The sequence below is a fragment of the Euzebyella marina genome (assembly GCF_014855515.1).
GTDB classification, from domain to species: Bacteria; Bacteroidota; Bacteroidia; order Flavobacteriales; family Flavobacteriaceae; genus Euzebyella; species Euzebyella marina.
In genome coordinates, this window is the sequence record NZ_JACYFK010000002.1 from 537,944 (window position 1) to 557,228 (window position 19,285).

The 19,285-nt window shown below is 37.6% G+C and carries 17 protein-coding genes and 1 other RNA gene; 12 read left to right on the forward strand and 6 right to left on the reverse strand.

Translation table 11 applies throughout. From position 1 onward, the window contains the following. Positions 1 to 148: 148 nt before the first annotated feature. Positions 149 to 865 (forward strand): hypothetical protein, encoded by a 717-nt coding sequence (locus IL356_RS11135; RefSeq protein WP_121848937.1) that lies wholly within the window; start codon positions 149 to 151, stop codon positions 863 to 865. Between the two features lie 45 nt (positions 866 to 910). Here the strand turns inward: IL356_RS11135 and IL356_RS11140 are convergent, their stop codons facing one another. Together IL356_RS11140 and IL356_RS11145 are read right to left on the reverse strand one after the other, a co-directional pair. Then, positions 911 to 2,041: a hypothetical protein gene (locus IL356_RS11140; RefSeq protein ID WP_121848936.1), complete on the reverse strand. Its 1,131-nt coding sequence runs from the start codon at positions 2,039 to 2,041 to the stop codon at positions 911 to 913. Positions 2,042 to 2,067: 26 nt separating this feature from the next. Continuing rightward, positions 2,068 to 3,696, reverse strand: a complete 1,629-nt coding sequence (locus tag IL356_RS11145; RefSeq protein WP_121848935.1) for an ABC-F family ATP-binding cassette domain-containing protein — start codon at positions 3,694 to 3,696, stop codon at positions 2,068 to 2,070. Positions 3,697 to 3,873: 177 nt separating this feature from the next. Here IL356_RS11145 and IL356_RS11150 point away from each other — a divergent pair, with 177 nt between their 5' ends. Continuing rightward, entirely contained in the window at positions 3,874 to 5,256 is a 1,383-nt protein-coding gene (locus IL356_RS11150) for a transaldolase (protein WP_121848934.1), read from the forward strand. 54 nt (positions 5,257 to 5,310) lie between these two features. Here the strand turns inward: IL356_RS11150 and fsa are convergent, their stop codons facing one another. The 3 genes from fsa to ffs form a co-directional block, all read right to left on the reverse strand. Continuing rightward, positions 5,311 to 5,967 (reverse strand): fructose-6-phosphate aldolase, encoded by a 657-nt coding sequence (gene fsa, locus IL356_RS11155; protein ID WP_121848933.1) that lies wholly within the window; start codon positions 5,965 to 5,967, stop codon positions 5,311 to 5,313. Between the two features lie 70 nt (positions 5,968 to 6,037). Then, positions 6,038 to 6,847: an SDR family oxidoreductase gene (locus IL356_RS11160; protein ID WP_121848932.1), complete on the reverse strand. Its 810-nt coding sequence runs from the start codon at positions 6,845 to 6,847 to the stop codon at positions 6,038 to 6,040. A 123-nt stretch (positions 6,848 to 6,970) separates the two neighbouring features. Then, an RNA gene (ffs, locus tag IL356_RS11165) (signal recognition particle sRNA small type) lies at positions 6,971 to 7,069 on the reverse strand. Positions 7,070 to 7,201: 132 nt separating this feature from the next. Here ffs and IL356_RS11170 point away from each other — a divergent pair. The 8 genes from IL356_RS11170 (at position 7,202) to IL356_RS11205 (ending at position 15,160) form a co-directional block, all read left to right on the forward strand. Next, complete coding sequence (locus IL356_RS11170; RefSeq protein ID WP_121848931.1) at positions 7,202 to 8,251, forward strand: glutaminyl-peptide cyclotransferase; 1,050 nt, start codon at positions 7,202 to 7,204, stop codon at positions 8,249 to 8,251. Beyond that, the gene (locus IL356_RS11175) at positions 8,252 to 8,644 is read left to right on the forward strand and encodes an acyl-CoA thioesterase (RefSeq protein WP_121848930.1); all 393 of its coding nucleotides are present in this window, start codon (positions 8,252 to 8,254) and stop codon (positions 8,642 to 8,644) included. A 34-nt stretch (positions 8,645 to 8,678) separates the two neighbouring features. Then, positions 8,679 to 10,196, forward strand: coding sequence for a hypothetical protein (locus IL356_RS11180; protein WP_121848929.1), 1,518 nt, complete (start codon positions 8,679 to 8,681; stop codon positions 10,194 to 10,196). Between the two features lie 240 nt (positions 10,197 to 10,436). Further along, on the forward strand, positions 10,437 to 11,168 hold the full coding sequence (locus IL356_RS11185; protein ID WP_121848928.1) for a LytR/AlgR family response regulator transcription factor: 732 nt from the start codon (positions 10,437 to 10,439) through the stop codon (positions 11,166 to 11,168). Between the two features lie 143 nt (positions 11,169 to 11,311). After that, the gene (locus tag IL356_RS11190) at positions 11,312 to 11,476 is read left to right on the forward strand and encodes a hypothetical protein (protein ID WP_162987886.1); all 165 of its coding nucleotides are present in this window, start codon (positions 11,312 to 11,314) and stop codon (positions 11,474 to 11,476) included. A gap of 200 nt (positions 11,477 to 11,676) precedes the next feature. Beyond that, the gene (locus tag IL356_RS11195; protein ID WP_162987885.1) at positions 11,677 to 13,641 is read left to right on the forward strand and encodes a tetratricopeptide repeat-containing sensor histidine kinase; all 1,965 of its coding nucleotides are present in this window, start codon (positions 11,677 to 11,679) and stop codon (positions 13,639 to 13,641) included. 13 nt (positions 13,642 to 13,654) lie between these two features. Further along, the gene (locus IL356_RS11200) at positions 13,655 to 14,326 is read left to right on the forward strand and encodes a response regulator (protein ID WP_121848926.1); all 672 of its coding nucleotides are present in this window, start codon (positions 13,655 to 13,657) and stop codon (positions 14,324 to 14,326) included. Between the two features lie 168 nt (positions 14,327 to 14,494). Then, a complete protein-coding gene (locus tag IL356_RS11205) occupies positions 14,495 to 15,160 on the forward strand; it encodes a hypothetical protein (protein ID WP_121848925.1) in 666 nt (221 codons plus the stop codon). A 118-nt stretch (positions 15,161 to 15,278) separates the two neighbouring features. Here IL356_RS11205 and glyA read toward each other — a convergent pair whose 3' ends face one another. After that, positions 15,279 to 16,553, reverse strand: coding sequence for a serine hydroxymethyltransferase (gene glyA / locus IL356_RS11210; protein WP_121848924.1), 1,275 nt, complete (start codon positions 16,551 to 16,553; stop codon positions 15,279 to 15,281). A 111-nt stretch (positions 16,554 to 16,664) separates the two neighbouring features. On the opposite strand from glyA, the gene fahA reads away from it, so the two are divergent. Continuing rightward, positions 16,665 to 17,951, forward strand: a complete 1,287-nt coding sequence (gene fahA / locus IL356_RS11215; protein ID WP_121848923.1) for a fumarylacetoacetase — start codon at positions 16,665 to 16,667, stop codon at positions 17,949 to 17,951. A 118-nt stretch (positions 17,952 to 18,069) separates the two neighbouring features. Next, the gene (locus tag IL356_RS11220; RefSeq protein ID WP_121848922.1) at positions 18,070 to 19,257 is read left to right on the forward strand and encodes a hypothetical protein; all 1,188 of its coding nucleotides are present in this window, start codon (positions 18,070 to 18,072) and stop codon (positions 19,255 to 19,257) included. Positions 19,258 to 19,285: the final 28 nt, after the last annotated feature.

Genomic DNA, 19,285 nt, shown 5'->3' on the forward strand with positions numbered 1-19,285 from the left:
AAATAACGATCAATGTTTTAATTTTTACAAAAAATGCTTCTGTAGTACATCGATTTTAACATTATATTAACTTTTAAGATGTGATTATTCGATTTCATTCCCATGATGAAATTCCTAACTTTGAGATAATTGCTAAAAAGAAAATGAGATGTTGAAGAGAACCAATGTTCAAGAAGTATTGAACAAGAATCGTGGTAAGCACATCAGTGGCGACCACCTAATCGCTCAGGTACAGCGTATATTTGATGAAACTGCATCACAAAGAAGTAGAATTTCTACCACTCTTTCGAATGGCGGTTCTGCGGCCCGCAATTCGTTTCAATTAGATTTATTGGAGAGTAACAAAATCTATCACCTAGATGATATTAGACTAACCTGTATCAATTATCGCTTGCGGTTTTTAGACTCTAAATATTTTAAAGGTCAGATACCGGAAGAGGCAGTCAGTATAATAAGACAACTAGAAAAAGACCATGAAACTGAAATAAGTGGATTAAAAATTCTGGCTCCGAGCAAATTGTTTAAACTGGAAGACAAAGATGACCCCCTATTATTTGCACCTATCGGTAACGATTATTTCTATCTTATCCACAAATGGGGCAACGACCTTCACCCGTTAAGAAGATGGCTCATGTGGCCTTTTAAGAGTATTGTTAATCTTACTCTATTGGTGGTTATGATCAGTTATGTTTTGACATTAATGGTTCCGGAGGGGCTATTCTCGAAAAAGAGCACATCTGCGGAATTTTGGATTATTTTCTTTTTTATGTTTAAATGCCTAGCCTCCGTGGTTATATTTTATGGCTTCGCATTGGGCAAGAACTTTAATCCCGCTATTTGGAACAGTAAGTATTACAACGCATAATTTTAAATGTAGATTCAATTAGGCAAAAATTCTCTTCTACTTGATTTAGAAGAAAATTTTAATTGGTATTCCTTCCAAATTAGTATTATCTATTAAAACAGGGTTGGGAGTTGTTTTTATTCTAATCAATCCGCCTCTACTTTGGTTGCCTTTTTTCTTATAGCCTATCAATAATAAATCATTTTCTTCATCATACGATACCATAGTGGTATTCTCAATTTCGAATTCAAAGTCGCGTTGTGCCTCGGTCAAAAAGTTTTCATAGGCATAAAGAACTGCTGTGTTTTCATGAAAATCATAAATAGCGGAAATTAGGGGATAATTGCTGTATTCACCTCCAGGCATTGTATAGTATAATTTCCCGGAACTATCAAGCTGTAGACTTTGTGATTCTTTAAAATGAGGTTTGGTGTTTTCGCCGTACTTGGTAGTGGTTAATGACAATGTTTCGCCATTAATAGTCATATGCAAGTCATCATAGCTGACTATTACCGTGTTTTCGGGGCCTTCAAAAATTTGGCGAACATCGGAAGGTAACATATCACTATATAAAACGGTATCAGTATTACCATCAATGACCGAGAAGGCATTTTTACCGGTAAACAGTGTATCTTGTGTCAAAACGAATAATCTTTCGTTCACAAAAGCAAGACCTAACGGTTTTTTGAATAGGGCTATATCTCGAAAATCTTCACCAGAAGTTGACAAATCGAAAACACGAACATAATTATAGGTCAATTTATGAGTGACCGCTATTTCATAGGCCAAATAGATTTTATGGTCGGTATGCAAAATGGCGTTTACCTGTAGATTACAATTGCCTAAATCATTAAAAACTTGAAATTGAATATTACTCCCATCCTTAAAATCAAAAAGGGTCACTTTGCCTTCACAATCCCCTTGTTTTGAATAGTGGCTCCATTTACCTTTACTTTCGTAAGATACTGTGGGCTCTTTAACCGAAGAAAAAGGAGCAATTATCGAATCATCGCCCACAAGAACATCCCCACCCTGCTTAAAACCCAGGGTAGACAAGGTTTCGTTATCCTGTAAAACTACGGTATAACGGGCATTACCTTTAGTGAGATTTTCTGAAGAATCATCGTTAGAGCCTGACTTCGTACAACCAATGAACGCCAATGCCAAAAAGGCATAGCACAAATTGTAGGTTTTCATATGTAAGAGTTTCGGCCGACAAGACCCTACGCGAGCACACCGTACATCTTCTCTCTCTGCTCTTTTAACGCCTTATCGGACATGTACTCTTCAAACGATAAATATCTGTCGATGTTGCCTTTAGGCGTTAACTCGACGATTCTATTGGCAACCGTCTGGGCAAATTCATGGTCATGCGTTGTGAACATAACCGTTCCCTTAAAGTTTTTCAGGGAATTATTGAATGCAGTAATACTCTCTAAGTCTAAGTGGTTGGTCGGTTCGTCGAGCATAAGAACATTGGCCCTTAACAACATCATTCGGCTCAACATACAACGAACCTTTTCACCTCCTGAGAGAACGGTACACTTTTTCAACGCCTCTTCACCACTAAAAAGCATTTTACCCAAAAAGCCTCGAATATAGACCTCTTCACGCTCTTCTTCAGTCTTGGCCCATTGACGTAACCAATCGACTAGATTGATATTTTCTGTAAAATAAGAAGAGTTATCGGCAGGTAGATACGATTGATTGGTAGTTACCCCCCACTGAAACTCACCTTCATCGGCCTTTTTCTTGCCATTTATTATTTCATAGAAGGCAGTTGTGGCACGCGAATCTTTAGAGATTATAGCTACCTTATCTCCCTTGGCCAAGTTTAAATTGACATTCTTGAAAAGTAGATCACCATCCTCTGAAATCGCCGAAAGATTGTCGACATTTAAAATTTGGTCACCCGCCTCCCTTTCTCTTTCGAATATAATAGCCGGATATCTTCTGCTCGATGGCTTGATGTCGTCTACCTTTAGTTTAGATAACATCTTTTTACGAGAAGTGGCTTGCTTACTCTTGGCGACGTTGGCACTGAACCTTGCGATAAACTCTTGTAGTTCTTTGGCCTTTTCCTCTGCCTTCTTGTTCTGTTGTGCCCTTTGTCTTGCAGCTAGCTGACTACTTTCGTACCAGAAAGTATAGTTACCTGAATATAAATTCATTTTACCAAAGTCAATATCGGCAATGTGGGTACACACGGTATCTAAAAAGTGCCTATCGTGAGATACGACGATAACTGTATTCTCATAATCGGCCAAGAAGTTTTCTAGCCAGTTGATAGTTTCATAATCAAGGTCGTTGGTAGGCTCATCCATAATGAGTACGTCAGGATTACCAAAAAGCGCTTGTGCCAAAAGAACCCTCACCTTTAATTTAGAATCTAAATCGGTCATACTGGTATAATGCAAATCTTCCGATATGCCCAAATTTGATAATAGTGCTGCGGCGTCACTATCGGCATTCCAGCCGTTCATTTCTTCAAACTGAACTTGAAGCTCACCAATCTTATCGGCATTCTCATCGGTATAGTCGGCATATAAAGCATCAATTTCCTGCTTAATAGCAAATAAGGGCTTATTACCCATTACTACTGCCTCTAAAACCGTATTTTCATCATAAGCATTATGGTTCTGCTCTAATATGGACATTCTTTTGCCTGGTTCAAGGGAAACATGTCCTGAAGTAGGATCAATTTGTCCTGAAAGTATACGTAAAAAAGTAGATTTACCGGCACCGTTGGCGCCTATAACACCATAACAATTGCCTTCGGTAAAACTTACATTTACTTCATCGAACAATACTCTTTTACCAAACTGGACAGATAAATTAGATACCGATAACATAGCGCTGCTTTTTTAAAATCCGTGCAAAAATACAGAAATTTATATGCCTTGCCAATAATCTTGCAATCAATACTTTTCATCAATTTCCTTAACGTAAACCATTAATTTTTAACTCGCTATTAACAGCGTAGCAAATGGTGTTGTTTAATTTTGTTATGGTATCGGAGGTGCTCATATATGAATAAACATTTACTCTATCTCTCTCTTTTTTTCTTAGCAGCCTGTGGGTCAAACGAAAAGCCCAATAGTAACGTCCATTTTTCGGGTGAAATAGTCAATCCTACCAGTAATCAGGTTGTACTCTACAAAGGCGATGAAATTATTGATTCGGCAAAACTTGATAATAATAATAGGTTCTTATTCACATTCGATTCTATTTCAGAGGGTCTTTATCATTTCAACCATGACCCGGAGGTTCAGTATATTTTTCTTGAAAATGGAGACAGTATTGTCATTCGATTAAATACCGTTGATTTTGATGAATCACTTATTTTTTCAGGAAGAGGCGAAGAAGTGAACAATTTTCTATTGGAATTATTCTTGGCCAATGAAGAGGAAGCATCGAAAATACGGTCTTATTATTGGTTGAAACCAGAAGAGTTTGCCCAGAAAATCGATTCTCTAAAAGCTGATAAACTTGCCGTTTTAGACGACCTAAAGTCGGAATCTGAACTGTCTGAAAAAGAAGAAAAGATTGCATTTGCCAGTGTTTTCTATACTTACAACATGTACAAAGAGGGTTACCCTTTCAGACATCGTCGTCGTACCAAAAATGAGGTAGTTGATGAACTGCCAGACAATTTTTATGATTACCGAAGTGATATTACCTTTAACGATAACGACCTTACTTATTTAAGGCCCTATTACAATTTTGTTAAAAATCACGTTGGCAATTTGAGTTACGTACACTGTTCTAATGACTGTGATGATGACGAGTTAATTGCCCGCAACAACTTACACTTCAGTAAGCACAAGCTTCATATTATTGATAGTTTGGTTGCTGAAAAAGAACTGAAAGATAATCTGTTTAGAAACGTAGCCTTCGATTACCTTTTAAAGGTTCACGATAGCGAAGAGAACAATGAACAGTTTATCAACGGTTTTCATGAACTTTCAAGCAATAATCGGCATATAGAAGAAATAAATACGCTCTACGAGGGTATCAAGAACATTCAGCCCAATAAGACTATACCCGGTATTCAGGTGTTGGATTTTGATGGAAATAAAATATCGCTCCCCGAAATCGCCTCAGATAACAATACAGTATTCTATTTTTGGTCGGGAATCGATAGAAAGCATTTTGAAAACATTAAGAAGAGAATTGATAAACTTTCGGAAGAAAAGCCTAAATACAATTATGTAGGCATCAATATCAAAACGGAAGAAGGCCATTGGAAGGCTCTTTTAGAAAGTTCGGGCCTTGACCCTAAGAACCAATATAGGGCCCCGAATTTCGATGAACTTACCAAGGCGCTTATCGTCTACCCTTTAAACAAATGCATTATTACCAAAAAAGAGGTGATTGTAGATGCATTTGCCAATGTTTACGGTCCTTTATAAAATAAAAAAGGAAGAGCAAACCCTTCCTTTTTTCCTATTGTTTTAAAACTTGCCTTATTGATTACCCTTTTTGTAATCGGCCAAAAATTTCTCAAGACCGATATCGGTAAGAGGGTGTTTCAGCAATCCGGTGATGGAAGAAAGACCACCAGTCATTACGTCTGCTCCAATCTTGGCACATTCAAGAACATGCATCGTATGACGAATAGAAGCCGCTAAAATTTGGGTCTCAAATGCATAATTGTCATATATGTGACGAATTTCAGCGATAAGGTTCAATCCATCAGTTGAAACATCATCCAACCTTCCGATAAATGGAGAAACATACGTTGCTCCGGCCTTTGCAGCTAAAAGCGCTTGGCCTGCAGAGAAAATAAGGGTACAATTGGTTCTGATACCTTTATCCGAAAAATATTTTAAGGCTTTTACACCATCTTCAATCATAGGTACCTTTACCACGATTTGCTCGTGTAGTTCGGCCAGCTCCTCCCCTTCTTTTACAATATTCTCAAAGTCTGTGGCAATTACTTCTGCAGAAACATCACCGTCAACTATCTCACAGATATCTACATAATGTTTTAGAATATTATTTCTACCTGTAATTCCTTCTTTGGCCATCAGAGAAGGATTGGTAGTTACACCATCTAAAACACCAAGCTGTTGTGCTTCACGAATCTGGTCAAGGTTTGCCGTGTCTATAAAAAATTTCATTCCAGTTGTTTTTATTAGGTTTTGAATTTAAGCTTTATCAATATTTGTGGAAAATACCACGGTTACGAAATTACAACTTATAATGCTTAAGCAATAGTTTCTCGTACAGTTTATCGGGTAGTATGCCTTTCAAAAAGGTTGAAAATTTTTGAAGGGGTTCCCCGACCTTATAGTGCACCTTAGGGTTTTTGGTATTTATGATTTTATATACCTCTTTTGCCACTGCAATGGGGTCTCCTGAATTGACCACATCTTCATCGATCATTTTTAGTGTAGCACCATATGGCTGCTTATAGGGTGAGTTTTCTTTCACGGGAGCATGGTATCTACCTGCCGCTATATTCGTATTAAAATCACCTGGTGCTAAAGTACATACTTTGATTTGGTCATTTTTCACTTCCATTCTCAGGGCTTCGGTAATTATACCGAGAGCCCCTTTGGTCGCAGAATACACCCCGCGAAATGGCAGGCCCATATAACCTGCTATAGAGGTAATATTAATAATAAGACCTTCTTTCTGTTTTCTCATCTGAGGAAGCACCGATTTAACCATATGCAACGGTCCGTTCAGGTTGGTATTAAAAACCTTTAGCACTTCATCGTGGGGTGTTTCTTCAATGGGTCCGGTAATACCGACACCTGCATTGTTGACAAGCACATCAATTCGGTTTTCTTTAACCAGAAGATGTTTAATCGCAGAATCGATACTATTTTTGTCGGTTACATCCAGTTCAAGTAGTTCAAACGATTCAAAATCACTATGTTTCGCTAAGCTTCTTGTGGTTCCGTATACCTTGAACCCCATAGATTGTAGGTATAGACCTATTGACTTTCCTATACCTGAAGACCCTCCAGTAATAAGTACTACCTTATTTTCCATATGGTTGCAAAATAACAAATTAAATACGCCAAAGGGAAAGAAAAAAGGAATATGGCGAAGACCCTCAAAAACAAATAAAAAAGTTACAAATTCGAGTAGAAAACCTTGACTTTAGGGCATAAAAAAAGGCAAGCTACCTACATCGCACCGCTACGACCGTATACCCTTGCTGCGTTCCCACCCTGGGGGATTCTACAGGAGCTGGTCGTGTAGGACTTGCCGACCGCAAATATACAACCTTTTGTTGCTTTCACAATTCTTTGCACTCATAATTCTGTTCCAATATTGATTACAGTTCGCTATTTTTGTCACCGAATATCCTGTTTTATAAAGAGCTATAAACTGAAATCACAAATGAATTTTATCAAATTTTTTTCCTCAAGTTTTATTCTATTATTCTTTCTCGCCTGCGGAGGTGAAAAAGCCCCGGCTTCACTTTTTGAAATAGAGCTTGATGGTGGGGGAAACAAGTTTCAACAAAACCAGACGGTAGGTATTTCAATCAAGAATAAGAAAAACAAGACTATTGACGACGTTACTTATACCCTCGAAGGTGAAGAGTTGAACGTTGAAAACGGTAAAATTGTTCTCGATGCTACTACATTGGGCGACAAAACAATCAATGCAACGGTCAAATATGAAGACCAATCGGTAGAGGTTTCAAAAGCTATTAAGGTCTTAGCCGGTAAAGCTCCCGAAATCTATACCTATACAATTATCAATGAATTTCCTCACGACAACAAAGCATACACCCAAGGTCTTGAATTTTATAAAGATACCCTTTATGAAAGTACAGGTAAAAAGGGCCGGTCTTCTTTGAGAAAAGTGAACTGGGAAACAGGAGAACCTTACCAGATAGTGGAACTTGAGGACACTTATTTCGGAGAAGGAATTACCGTTTTAAACGATAAGATTTATATGCTCACCTGGCGTAGTGGTACCGGTTTCACTTACGATTTGGGCTTGAAACGTCTTGATAGTTTTAAATATGGCCAAAGTAAAGAAGGATGGGGATTGACCAATGATGGCAAAAAACTCTTCAAAAGTGATGGTACTGAGAAAATATGGTTCTTAAATCCGCAGACCTTAGTGGAAGAAGGAAGCATAGAAACCGTTACCAACAAATCAATAAATGACAGTGCAAATGAACTGGAATTTGTAAACGGAAAGATTTACGCCAATGTCTATCAAAAACCCAGTGTTATGATTATTGATGCCAACTCTGGCGCCATAGAAGGTGTTATTAATTTCAGTGGTTTAAGCAGTAAGGTAACCCATCATAGTACTTGGAGCGACACTGACAATGTTCTTAACGGTATTGCGTACCACCCTACTCGCAAGACCTTCTTCGTGACCGGAAAAGAATGGGATAAAATGTTTGAGGTGACCATCGAGAAGAAATAAATGCGTTCATACCAAAAGACAATAATCGTCGGTGAAGATGATTTGGACGAACTGAACCACGTGAACAATGTTAGATATGTTCAATGGATTCAAGATATCTCAAAAGAACACTGGCAAGTGGCCGTTTCTGAAGAAGTAAAAAAAGATATTGTTTGGGTAGTTATGACCCACCATATCGAGTATAAAGCAGCCGCAAAGCTTGGAGATGAGATTGTTATAAAAACATACATCAATAAAAGCAAAGGAGCCATTTCAGAACGAATTGTTGAAATGTATTTCGAACAATCTGACCAGTTGCTAATCCGTTCTACTACCAAATGGTGCCTTTTAAACAAAGAAAGTCAAAGACCGATTAGAATACCTAAACAGGTTATCGATATGTTTTCGAAATAATACGTTAAGGCAACTTTGCTATAAATGGGTAATCATGCCAAAAATATTCTTGTTTTTTTTAATGGTCACCATAGCATGTTTATCATGTAGAAAAGATTTCGACTATTCCCCAAGTAACGGAAACCTTAGATTTTCTAAAGACACCGTTTTTTTAGACACCATCTTTTCCGGTATCGGTAGCGCCACCTATCTTTTAAAGGTTTATAACGATAGTAAAGAAGACATTGAAATTCCTTCTATTTCTTTGGAGTCTGGCCTAGAAAGCAATTATCGACTCAATGTAGAAGGAGTGGCCGGCAAAATGTTCTCCGACATTCCTATCAATTCAAAAGACAGCCTTTTTATATTTATAGAAACCAACCATTCTATCACCAACGACAGCACTAATCAAATGCTGTATACCGATATTCTCAATTTTGATGTTGGTAGTAATCAACAAAAAGTGCCTTTGGTTACACTCATAAAAAACGCCATTTTTCTTTATTCACAGGAAAATAGCAATGTAACAACAGAACCGATACCCCTTTACACCGATCATCAAGGAAACGAGGTCAGCATAAAACCATTCGACCTCTCAGCCGAACATCTTACTCTTAACAATGAAAAACCCTATGTAATATATGGGTATGCAAAGGTACCCGACGGTGATAAATTAATTATAGAACCTGGAGCCCGATTGTATTTTCATAAGAACAGTGGTATTTATATTAGCAAAGAATCTTCAATTGAAATCAACGGAAGTGCAAGTGTAGATACCCTAACCCTAGAAAATGAAATCATATTTCAAGGTGATAGGCTGATAGATGACTATTCGGAAATAGCTGGTCAATGGGGGGGATTAATAATCGACCAAGGCGAGGTCGAAAGCCGTATTGAACATCTTACCTTAAAAAATGCCGTAAATGGACTTACCATTAAGGGTCAAACCTCCTCTCTCCACTTAAAAAATAGTCAAATCTACAATTCTTCTTCAATCAATCTTCATGCTATTTCAGCCGATATCAGAAGTGACAATGTTGTTTTTGGAAATGCAGGAATCAATTCAGTAAAAATTTCTGCGGGAGGCCGCTACTCCTTTCAACACTGCACGATAGCCAACTATTGGTCTCAAGGCTTTAGAGTAGGCTCCGCCTTAGAAATAGATAATTCCGCTTCACTTATTGCCGAAGTTGAAAATAGTGATTTGATACAAGCAGAGTTCATCAACTCAATTGTGACCGGAAATGGAAATAATGAGCTTTATTTATCTGATAATCAATCGAATTCCATCAGTTTCTTTTTTCAAAATAGTCTGATTCGTTATTCGGGGAATAATGAAGCAGGCGGGTTATATGATTTTGAAAATCAAGAATTGTATAATAACGTTTTTTTGAATGAAGATGAAGGATTCAATAACAGCCTTCAAAACGATTTTCGTCTACAATCATCCTCGTTTGTTATAGACAAGGGTGCCTCTGAGACCCTAAATGATTTACCTCTAGATGTTCTAGGTAATGAACGAACCAACCCACCAGATTTGGGCGCTTTTGAATTTGTAACAGTGCCGGATTAGATTTTGTAAGATTCTCAATTAAGCATATCTGTAGATTACCAGAATAATCAAATTCACATTTTAAAGTCCTAATTTTTATTAATTAGTAATTTTCTTACATTTTTATGTTTTTTTGAAGGTATTTTCTTTCAAACTGCTTAATTTTCAGGAATTTAGGCATAAAAACCCCAAATAATCGGGGGAAATACTTGGTTTTAGAACAGTATACAATTGGTAATTTGCATTAAAATCTTCTAACCCGTGGAATACAATTATAACATAATCGATTCCGACGCAGCATCAAACCTTCAGCTGCAACACTACCTAGAAGAGTATGGTGATTTTACTTGTACCTCCATTGCAAAAGACAGCAACGAGGGTATCAACTTCATTTTAAAGTATTCTCCACACATCGTTTTCATCAATTTGAACGAAAAAGCGCATGAATATTTTCAAATGGTGATGGAACTTCATCAATACATAACCAAGTTGCCCATCATTATTGGCATAGCCAAAGGAAAGCAACATGCATATGATGCCATTAAAAACGGATTTTTCGATTATTGGCTTATGCCATATAATGAGTTTGATATTCGTAAGTCGTTGCTTAGACTTAAAAAGCAAATGCCGGTGGAAGCCGAGCCGCAAACTCTATGCTTAAGTTCTTACCGTGATTTTCAATACATTAACACCGATGAAATTCTTTACTTGAGGGCAGACAATAATGCCACCGAGTTCATCATGAAAGACGGTACAATAAACAATGCCTTTAAAACGTTAAAGACATTTGAAAATCAATTACCTAAAAATTTTGTACGAATTCATCAAAGCTACATAGTAAACACCGATTGCATCTCCCGCATAAGTTATGGCAAATCGGTCTGCACACTAAAACAGAATAAGCAGCAGCTTCCTTTCTCGAAATCATATCGTAAAAACATAGATTACCTGAAACAGTTGTTGTCAAAAAACACGATTTCTGCACTTAACTGACCAAATTCTAGTAGAATACGGTCAGATACTCATAGAACTGCGTCATATACTAATAAGTTTTAGCGGGTCGTTTGTTTTCCACATCCTGGTGGTAGTTTAGCACCAAGAAATAACAATAACCCCTAAAAAATCCCACTTTAATTATGAAAAAAGTAGCAAGTATTTTCGCAGTAGTAGTAATGTCAATCGGAATGTTCTCTTGTGAGGCTGAAAACAACGTACAAGATACCGATGCGGTTTATGACCTAAACATTGATGCTTCTGTCGATGGTGATGATATCCCCCAAGATGAAAGAGACAATGGATAGTTAGATATCGATATAACAAAAAGCCTTAATGAAAATTAAGGCTTTTTTTATACCTTGTAATTAAGTGCCGCCGAATGCTTAAGAAATACATAATATACAAATCCTTCTTCCTCATCTGCTTTACTGCAGTCTTCTTCGCATTATTTTCATGTAATTCAAAGTCTGGGGTGAACAGCAAAAACTTTGAAAATCAGGTTTTGTTGGATTCAATAAACTTATGGATTGATAGTAGTCGCAACAGTGGTTTTTCTGATTCTATAAGACAGGAATATCTCAATAAAGCTGAGCAGAATTGTAAAGAAATAGGCAATGACTCGACTCAACGTCGTTTAATTTCTAGAATTTCCTTTGCTTATTCTAGAATTCCGGACTCTGCCAATTTCAGAAGGACAAATAAGTTAGTCTTACAATTATCAGAAGAGGCTAATGATTCAATTAGGGGAGCAGAAGCACATTGGGATTTAGCCATATTTTTTAATAATGAAGCTTTTCCAGATAGTGCTTATTATCATTTTTCCAAAGCTCAAAAGATTTACGAAAATTTGAAAAAGGATTTTGAGAGTGCTCGAATGCTCTATAACATGGCTAGAACTCAGGCAACGGTTAGAGATTATACGGGCAGCGAAATAAATACCATTAGGGCGATAGAACTTTTAAAACCATTAAATCAAAATAAACACTTATTCTATAATTATAGTAATTTAGGCTCTGTTACCAAAGAATTGAGGGATTACGATCGAGCGATTGAATACTATCAAACCGCTGCCGAATATCAAGAGAAAATACAGGGTAAGAACAATTTTGACGCCAGTCTGCAGAACAATATAGGCGTGGTTTATCAAGAACAAGGCAAATACAAAGAGTCGATCCCTTATTTTCAAAAAGTTTTAAATGAAGCCAACTTAATAGACAACAATCCAAAATTATATGGGTTGGCTCTCAACCATCTTTCCTATAGTAGGCTTAAAGCTGGCTCTACCAATGGAGTCGAAAACGATTTAAAAGAATCGATAGCTGTTTTAGATAGTATAGAAAACATTCCCGGCTTGGCACGGGCTCATTACAATTTTTCAGAGTTTTATTTAGCAAAAAGAGATACGGCGACAGCCATTCAACAGGCTAAACTGGCCTTAAACTTTGCACGAGAAAGTAATAATAATGACCGAACCTTATCCACGCTTCAGCTTTTGGCCAAACTACAGCCAGAATTGTCTTCGGACTACACTCGTAATTACATTACTTTAAACGATAGTTTACAGCAAGAAGAACGCCAAGTACGAAACAAGTTTGCTCGAATTCGTTTTGAAACCGACGAATTCATTGCCGAAAATTTACTTCTTTCAAGACAAAAGCAATTATGGACAGGTATTGCCCTTGCTGTACTGCTTTTGGGTGTAATGTCGTATTTCATTCTTGACCAAAGGGTGAAAAACCAGAAATTACGTTTTCAACAGCAACAGCAGGCGGCCAACCACGAAATTTTCAATTTAATGTTGGCCCAAAACCAGAAAATGGAAGAAGGTAAAAAACAAGAGCAAAAGCGCATCTCAGAAGAGTTACACGATGGCGTCTTGGGCAGAATGTTAGGGGCACGAATGGTATTGACAGGGCTGAACAAAAGAAATGGAGAAGATGCCGAAAGCGAGCGCAAAAAAGCTATTGATGCCTTGCAAGATGTAGAAAAAGAAATTCGAGCCATATCGCATGAACTGAGCCATGCCGCATATCAAAAAATCAACAACTTTATCTACTCGGTCAAAGATTTGTTATCCACCGTACAAAAAACAGGCAATTTCGAATATACTTTCAATTATGAACCCAATTTTGATTGGGACAGTCTAAAAGGCAACACCAAAATCAATCTTTATCGACTAATTCAAGAAAGTCTCCAAAATTGTGTAAAACATTCTAACTGCAAACACATAGAACTTGATTTAAATGTCAATGAAAATATCTTAACGATTAATGTCAAAGATGATGGTAAGGGCTTTGCCGTTAAAAGGGGCAAAAAAGGTATTGGCATGCGAAACATGGCTTCACGAGTTGAAAAACTTAACGGTAATTGGAATATAGAAAGTAATATTGGCCAAGGCACAACTGTAAGTTTTAATGTACCTTTGAACAAAATTCCTACCAAGTCCGCTTCGCAGACGGCACCGGTATAGATGATGTTTTTGTATGGATAATTTAATACGCATACTTGCGGTAGATGATCATGAAATGATTGTCTTGGGTTATAAATATACTTTAGAAGGAACTGACTTTGACGACTTTAAAGTGGTAGTAAATACTGCTCCCAGTTACTTAAAGGGCAAGGCTGAAATAGAAAGCTCTGCCAAAAGAATACCTTACGATATTATCTTACTTGATATTTCAATGTTTCCGGAAAACGCGAAGGAAGAAAGAAGTGGCCAAGATTTAGGCCTCTTGGCAAAAGAAATTTCCCCTTCCTCAAAAATTGTCTTCTTATCCTCATTTAGCGATAGTTACCGAATCAACAATATATTGAAAACGGTAAATCCTGATGGATACATGGTCAAATCGGAGGTTGATGAAAGAACCTTACAAGATATGGTCAAAACCGTTCTCTTTAAACCACCTTATTATACGGCTGCAGCCCTGCAAGCCATTAGAAGAAAAATGGCCAATGAAGACCAAATCGATGAAAGGGACAAAAAAATTCTTTATCAACTTTCCATCGGTACCAAAACAAAGGATATTTCCTCTATTGTTGCAGCTGCCAGTACAACTGTCGAAAATAGAAAAAGGCATCTTAAAGTAATTTTCGGAGTGGAAAACGGAAATGATTTCGCTTTAATCGAAGAAGCGCGCAAACGCGGATTTATTTAACATAGTATTCCGCGACCCGAAAAAAGATACAATTTATTGGCTTTGAGATAATTATATGTTAAATATCTCAAAACAAAGAAAAACCCCATAAAAATTGGGGTTTTTCTTTGTCTTCTTAGTGGGTTCTCAAGGTATTTTTGATAGTCAATTGAATTACACTATACGTTTATGCCTTCATTTTCAGATAATTTCGAGAACAATTCTTCCGGAGGTTACAACATAGACTTGCGGCTGGAGGGGATTGAAAGCTTTAGAAAAAGCTTGGAAAAATACTTTTTTTCAGAAGCTACGGTACGCAATTGTTCCAACAACAACAATGGCGTAAACCTTGCTGTAGAACTAGAATGTAATTTAAGTCTCGTAGAAATGCTATTTCATTTCAATAGAGGCACATGGGGCAATTTCAAACAAAATAGCTCTTCGTTCGTCGCCATCTTGGATAAATTCAGAAGAGAAAACCTGATCACCGTTGACATCGACGAACTCTCAATTCTGTTCAAAGACACGAGAATTATCATTAATAAGATTTATTCACGAAGTATTGCAGAGCAGTTAGACAATATTCTTAGGGAAATGGGCAAACACTATGTTCATTTTAGTAAAGGTCTTTCAGAAACGCCCTATGAAATATATGTTCCCGTTTTTGAAGAAGAGCATACGGCCACCGACAAAATATTATTTAGAAACGTAGAGGTTTCCAATCATTGCAAAAAAGATTATTTCAATTTTTGGGGACTCTATTTTGAGTCTGAAGACGATGCCGTGATTTATGACCTAAATGCTTCTCACCTTGAGAATGGTGATTTGTTTATGCTCAGCACCGATGAAGATTGATTCTTCGTCTTAAAATCGACTTACAATTATCCTTATACTTTAGCATTTTTATTCTAACCAAAAAAGGTTGCCCGTCGGGCAACCTTTTTTAATGCTCTGATAGTAAAGTAAGGGCAGATTAGAAATTAAACAACTCTCTACCCTTCATCAATGCATTAACTTTTTGCTTGACCTCTTTTACTTTAGTTTCATTTTCGGCATTCGTCAATACTTCATCTACCAGGTCTACAATAGTTGACATGTCATCTTCTTTCAACCCTCGAGTAGTAATAGCCGCGGTACCAAATCTGATACCTGAGGTAATAAACGGAGATTTGTCATCGAAAGGAACCATATTCTTATTGGCTGTAATATCCGCCTCAACCAAGACTTTTTCAGCATCCTTTCCTGTGATATCTTTATTTCTTAAATCAATCAACATCATATGGTTGTCGGTACCTCCAGAAATAATATTATACCCTTTGGCCACGAACGCTTTTGCCATAGCCTCGGCATTCTTTTTCACTTGAATAACATAATGAAGGAAATTGTCTGTCAAAGCTTCACCAAAAGCAACTGCCTTGGCAGCAATAATATGCTCTAATGGCCCACCTTGATTACCTGGAAAGACAGCTAAATCCAATAAAGCCGACATTTTTCTTAAGTTTCCGTTCTTAAGTTTTATGCCGAATGGGTTATCAAAATCCTCTCCCATCAAAATAAGACCTCCACGCGGTCCGCGCAATGTTTTATGGGTAGTTGTGGTTACAATATGGCAATGAGGTATCGGATCGTTCAACAAACCTTTGGCTATCAAACCTGCCGGGTGCGAGATATCGGCAAGCAATAAAGCCCCGACACTGTCGGCTATCTCCCTGAACCTTTCAAAATCCATATCTCTAGAATAAGCGGAAGCTCCTGCCACAATCATCTTTGGCTTCTCTTTTTCCGCTAGTTCTTGAATTTTATCATAGTCTAATTCACCAGTCTCTTTGTCAACACCATAGAAAACAGGATTGTACAGGCGACCGGAGAAATTTACGGGCGACCCATGGGTCAAATGACCGCCATGCGACAAATCGAACCCGAGAATGGTATCACCTGGCTGCAAACACGCGTGATATACAGAGGCATTGGCCTGAGAACCTGAATGTGGCTGAACATTGGCATACGCTGCTCCGAACAGTTCTTTAGCGCGATCGATGGCCAATTGCTCAACTTTATCGACAACCTCGCAACCGCCGTAATAACGTTTGCCAGGGTACCCTTCAGCATACTTATTGGTCAATACAGAGCCAGCAGCTTCCATCACCTGCGGACTAGTAAAATTCTCAGAAGCTATCAGCTCAATACCACTTAGTTGCCGTTCTTTTTCCTCGGCTATCAAATCAAAAATTTGCGTGTCGCGTTGCATACGTCAATATTGTGTTAAATGAGCCGCAAAAATACGAATTACTCATTGTCTATACCTATAAAATAATATATTTGATTCTCAATTTATCAAATAAAAATTAACAAAATAGACATGCCCATTCCTGCAAATGACCCTACGAGAAAAACTTGGTTACCAGTAGCCGATAATTCCGATTTCCCCATTCAGAACATACCGTTCGGGGTATTTTTAACAAGAGACGATATCATTACTATCGGTACTCGAATCGGAGATTATGCTATTGACTTGGGTGCCTTGCATCAATTGGGTTATTTTAAGGATATACCGTTGACGGATGATATTTTTCTACAGGATACTTTGAACGATTTTATTTCCGATGGTCAAAAAACATGGAGAGCGGTACGGAATCGTATCAGTGAAATTTTTGAAATATCGAATGATGAATTGAAGAACAATAAAGACCATAAAGATGTGGTCTTGTTCGCTATGAACGAAATCGAAATGCAATTGCCAGTGCAGATTGGCGATTACACCGACTTTTATTCTAGCAAAGAGCACGCCACCAACGTAGGAAGCATGTTCCGTGATCCTGAAAATGCTTTATTGCCTAACTGGTTGCATCTGCCCGTAGGATATCATGGTAGAAGTTCAACGATTATACCAAGTGGAACACCTATAAGAAGACCGGTTGGCCAAACGATACCCAAAGAAGCCGAAAAACCTGTTTTTGGACCATCGAAATTGGTAGATTTTGAGCTTGAAATGGCCTTTATTACTACAGATGCTAATGTCTTGGGTGAACCTATTCCGGTTCATGAAGCTGAAGATTATATATTTGGTTTGGTACTGTTCAATGACTGGAGCGCCCGTGATATTCAGAAATGGGAATATGTTCCTTTAGGTCCGTTCTTGGCAAAAAGCTTTGCTTCTACCATATCTCCGTGGATCGTTACTTTAGATGCTTTAGAACCCTTTCGTGTAGATAGCCCTTCGCAAGAACCTGAACCTCTACCCTATTTGCAATTGAACGGCAAGCATAGTTTCGATATTTCATTAGAGGTTGACCTAATTACCAATGACGAAAGCGCTACAACCGTGACAAAGTCGAATTTCAAATATATGTATTGGACAATGGCCCAACAATTGGCCCACCATACCATAAACGGTTGTAAAATCAATAGTGGTGATATGATGGGTAGCGGCACCATTTCCGGTCCTACGCCAGATTCTTATGGTTCGATGCTAGAACTCTCTTGGCAGGGAAAAAACCCTGTAAAGCTTAACGATGGTTCTGAGCGTAGGTTTGTAGAAGATAATGATACGGTGGTGTTACGTGGCTATTGTAAAAATTCTTCTGTTAGAATTGGTTTCGGTGAAGCCGCTACCAAATTACTACCAGCCCTTGAATTCAAAAATTAGCCCTTCAGGTTTGTTACTTTAATCGATTTCATACGATTGTTCATCGTTTTGCGTTAGTGAAAAGATAAGTTTTGGCACGCTGCTTGAATTTATCAAGCAAAACCATAAATCGTATGTTATGAAGAAAAATATACTGTTTATAACGGCAGTAACTTTGTTGACTGCCTGCGGAGGGTTGAAAAAGACCCAAAAAGCCTTAAATATTGGGGATTATAATCAGGCTATTTATACCTCTATCGATAACCTCGCTAAAAACAAAGGAAAAAAATCGAATCAACCTTATATTTTATTGCTTGAGGAAGCATATCGGAAAAATACGGAAAGGGAACTTGAGCGAATAGAATTTTTGAAGGAAGACGAAAGCCCGGTGCATTTTGAGGAAATTTATAATTCATACGTAAATTTGAATACCATTCAAGAGCGTATCAAACCTTTATTACATCTACAGGTTCAGGATGAGCACAGAAAAGCTAAGTTTGTTTTTAATAACTACAATGACGAAATTATCGATAGTAAAGATGATTTAGCTGAGTACTTATACGACAACGCAACAAGCCTGTTACAAAGTGCAGCTACCAAACAAGACTATAGACAAGCTTATGATGATTTAGCCTATTTGAATGAAATCGAACCCGGTTTTGATGACACAAGACAAAAAATGCAAGAAGCCTTTGAAAAAGGTCTTGATTACGTACGGGTCGATTTAATCAATGAAACCGAGCAAATCATACCCGCAAGACTTGAACAAGAAATGCTCAATTTTGATATTTATGGTTTAAATCAATTATGGACCAAATTTCACACTAATCCGCAGGCAGAAATCGACTATGATTATCATATGAATCTAGCCTTCAAGAGTATTTTAATATCTCCTGAAAGAATTAGTGAACAGCAATTAATAAAAGAAAGACAAATCAAAGATGGCTATAAATATGCCACCGACAGACAAGGTAACATTCTCAAAGACAGCCTTGGTAACAAAATTAAGATCGATCGATTCAAGACGGTCAAATGTAACTTCTATCAGTTCACACAATTAAAAACCGCCCAAGTAAGTGGCATGGTAGAGTTTACCGATTTAAGAACCAAGCAACCATTACAGACCTACCCGCTTACCAGTGAGTTTATCTTCGAACATAATTACGCAAATTACGATGGGGATAAAAGAGCGCTGGAGAACGACTTGGTTCGCCTAGTAAAGTTAAAAGAAGTACCATTTCCCACTAACGAACAAATGGTTTATGACGCGGGTGAAGATTTAAAAAACAGATTGAAATCAATACTTCAGCGACAGAAATTCAACTAAAAAAAGAGCCCCTATTTCTAGGGGCTTT